The organism is Actinomyces sp. HMSC08A09, assembly GCF_001807465.1.
GTDB classification, from domain to species: Bacteria; Actinomycetota; Actinomycetes; order Actinomycetales; family Actinomycetaceae; genus Actinomyces; species Actinomyces oris.
In genome coordinates this window covers 27,158-30,335 of sequence record NZ_KV789124.1, presented here as the reverse complement: position 1 = coordinate 30,335, position 3,178 = coordinate 27,158, and the positions used below count along the sequence as shown (strand labels likewise).

Below are 3,178 nucleotides of genomic sequence, written 5' to 3'. Positions count from 1 at the left end.
TAGGCGCCCGGCAGGTCCTCGATGGTCAGGCTGGTCTCGCCGATCCGGCAGGTCCCCAGCGACCGCGCCACGGTGACGCCGGGGTAGTTGCCGGTCTTGGCGTGCAGGCCGGTCAGGGCGTTGTAGATGGAGGTCTTGCCGGCGTTGGGGGCCCCGGCCAGGGCGACCCTCAGGGCGCCGGCCACCAGGGTCTTGGAGCTGGAGGACCCGCAGTGGCAGTCGGGGGCGCCGGGGACCTCGGAGGCTGCGCAGTGGTCACTCATGGGTGCTGCTCCTCACGCTCGGTGGTGCCGGCCCGCTGCCCGGTGAGGGGCTCGACGACGTCGGCCTCGGTGAGGACCTCGACGTGAACCATGTGGGCCTCGTGGCGGCGCAGGCACAGCTCGTAGTCGGCGACGCGGTAGACCACCGGGTCGCCCAGCGGGGCGCGGCGCAGCGGCGTCACGGTTCGGCCGGGCACGAAGCCCAGGTTGCTCAGCCGCTTGGCGATGGGGTCGTCTGCCGTGTCCTCCTGCAGGCCGATGACCCGGGCGTTGGTCCCCAGACGCAGATCGGACAGGGATGTGTGCGTCGACGGCGGGGCGGCTCCGGTGCCGGCCGGCGTCGTTGTGCTGTGATGTGAGACTGCAGTCGCCATGTTGCTCTCGGAGCTCCTCGGATCCTTGAGTCTGTTCTCGATCGCGATGCGGGGGAGCGCATCGACGATGACATTCTAAGGTGAGGCTTAACTATCGTCACGACTTTGGGGCGGCACCGACACAGATCAGGGGTGGGCCCACGTCCCGCAACGCGTCGAGCCGGGCACTTCTCGCGCAGCCGTGCGGAAAATTGGCGAGGCTGTGCGAAAAATGCCCGGCTCGGTAGCGGGCTGCTGTCGGGGGAGGCTACTCGTCGATCCGACGGACCTCGACCAGCCAGGGGCAGCGGCGCCGCAGCAGGTGCTCGAAGCGCGCGTGCATCGTGATCTCCGCGGCCGGGCAGTGGTCGCAGGCGCCCTCCATGGCGATCTCGACGACGCCGCCGCGCACCGAGTGCACCACGAGCGCGCCTCCGTGGCTGTTGACGAAGGTCCCCAGGGAGCCGTCGGCGATCTGCCGGGCGGCGGCCTCCAGGGCGTCGTCGGGGCCGGAGGCGTGGGCGGTGGCGGCGCCCTTCCACGACTTCGGGGCGCCCAGGGCGTCCACCAGGGCGGATCGCACCCGGGCCCCCTCCGTGCGCCAGTCGTGGCCGGTGCCCAGGAGGGTGAGCACCCCGCCGCCGTCGACCCTCACCGAGCGCAGGGTGCCGTCATCCAGGAGCTGCTGGAGAAGCGCCGGGGCGTGGGCGACCTCCCCGGTGAAGGCCAGCAGGCCGTCGGGAATGACCCACCGCAGCACGTCCGGGTCCGGCGTGGTTGTCGGGTGCGTGGGAACGACGGGCACGGCTGCCTCACTTCTCCTGATGTCCGGGGTGCCCCCGGCGTCGCGGGGGCACTGTCCTGGTCATTGCTTCGTTGTGCTCCAGCTACATGAAGGCCGCCACGAGTGCGCGGCTGAGGGCCGCCATGACCCAGGCCATGACGAACATGTAGGTGAAGGCGATGATCGGCCACTTCCAGGTGCCGGTCTCGCGGCGCATCGCACCGGCCGTGGCCATGCACTGCAGGGCGTAGACGAAGAACACGAGGATCGCGATGACGGTGGCCGGGTTGAACAGCTGGTCGCCGGCCTTGTTGGTCAGGGTGTCCTTCTGGTAGGTCATCGTGGCCAGGTGGGCGCCGGGGTCCTCGGGGTCCTCGGCGGCGGCGATCTGGCCGAGGGTGGCCACGAAGGTCTCACGGGCCGCCAGTGAGGACAGGGTGGCGACGTTGATGCGCCAGTCGAAGCCCAGGGGCTCGAAGACCGGCTGGACCGCCTTGCCTCCCTTGGCCGCCCAGGAGTTGTCCATCGTGTAGGAGGTCTTCTGGGCGTCCAGCAGCTTGCCGAGCTCCTCGGCATCAGTGATGACCTGCCCGTCATCGCCCTTGACGGTGGAGGACTCCGGCTTGTCCACGGCCGCCGCGATGGCGGCGCACTGCTTGTCGGAGGCGCAGAAGGCCTCGAACTGGGCGTCCGAGCGCATTGGAACGTTGAGCAGCACCCACAGGATGACGGTGGTCAGGGTGATGATCGTGCCGGCCTTCTTCAGGAAGCCCTTGCAGGCGTCCCACACCATGATGAGGACGGTGCGCAGGCGGGGCATGCGGTAGGGCGGCATCTCCATGTAGAAGGGCAGCAGCACCCCGCCGCGGTCGGTGAGCTGCTTGACCACCCAGGCGGCCGCCATCGCGGAGACCGCGCCCAGCAGGTAGAGGGCGAACATGACCACGCCGCGTGTCCCGAAGGGGCCGACCTTGGCGTCGCCGTCGACCGTCAAGGAGATCATGATGACGTAGACGGGCAGGCGGGCCGAGCAGGTCATGAGGGGGGCGGCCAGCATCGTGGCCACCCGGTCCTTCGTGGAGGGCAGCGTGCGAGTGGCCATGATCCCGGGGATCGCGCAGGCCAGCGAGGACAGCAGCGCCACGAAGGCCCGCCCCTCCAGCCCGGCGATACTCATGACCTTGTCCATGAGGAAGGCGGCGCGGGACATGTACCCCACGCCCTCCAGGACGGCGATGATGAGGAACATGATGATGATCTGGGGGACGAAGGTGAGCACCGCGCCCACACCCCCGATGAGACCGTCCCCCAGGAGCCCGGCGATGAGCGGATGGGACTCATCGAGCCAGCCGTGCACCAGTCCGCCCAGGTACCCGAAGCCTCCCTCGACGGCGTCCTGGAAGGGAGCCGCCCAGGTGAAGATCGCCTGGAAGAAGAGGAACATGATCGTGAAGAATACGATGGTGCCGGGGACGGGGCGCAGCAGGACCTTGTCGACCGCGGAGGTGATCTGGTCGTTCTGGGGCGCCTGGTAGTCCGCCGCGGCCAGCACCGAGTCGGCCCAGGAGGTGATCTCGTCGGGGTCGGTGGGCGGCGGCAGCGGGGTGCGCTGCCAGTTCTCGACCTGGGCGAGCTGGGCGCGCAGGTCGGGCATGCCGACGCCACGGTGCCCGATGACTCGCACGGCCGGGATCCCCAGGGCCTGTCCGAGGGCCGCGACGTTGAGCCGGCCCGTGCGGCGGCTGAGTTCGTCGGTCATGGTGACCACCAGGCAGGTG

At 69.7% G+C, this 3,178-nt stretch carries 4 protein-coding genes; all 4 read right to left on the bottom strand.

Features of this window, described 5'->3' with window-relative positions; translation table 11 throughout:
- On the bottom strand, positions 1 to 263 hold a 263-nt coding region (locus HMPREF3165_RS13810), incomplete at its 3' end, for a FeoB small GTPase domain-containing protein (protein WP_256275214.1).
- Positions 260 to 637: a FeoA family protein gene (locus HMPREF3165_RS07335; RefSeq protein WP_070511993.1), complete on the bottom strand. Its 378-nt coding sequence runs from the start codon at positions 635 to 637 to the stop codon at positions 260 to 262. The genes HMPREF3165_RS13810 and HMPREF3165_RS07335, both read right to left, overlap by 4 nt.
- Before the next feature lie 247 nt (positions 638 to 884).
- The gene (locus tag HMPREF3165_RS07330; protein ID WP_070511990.1) at positions 885 to 1,421 is read right to left on the bottom strand and encodes a NifU family protein; all 537 of its coding nucleotides are present in this window, start codon (positions 1,419 to 1,421) and stop codon (positions 885 to 887) included.
- 82 nt (positions 1,422 to 1,503) lie between these two features.
- Positions 1,504 to 3,178 (bottom strand): ferrous iron transporter B (locus HMPREF3165_RS07325; protein ID WP_256275213.1); only part of this gene is annotated, 1,675 nt, incomplete at its 5' end.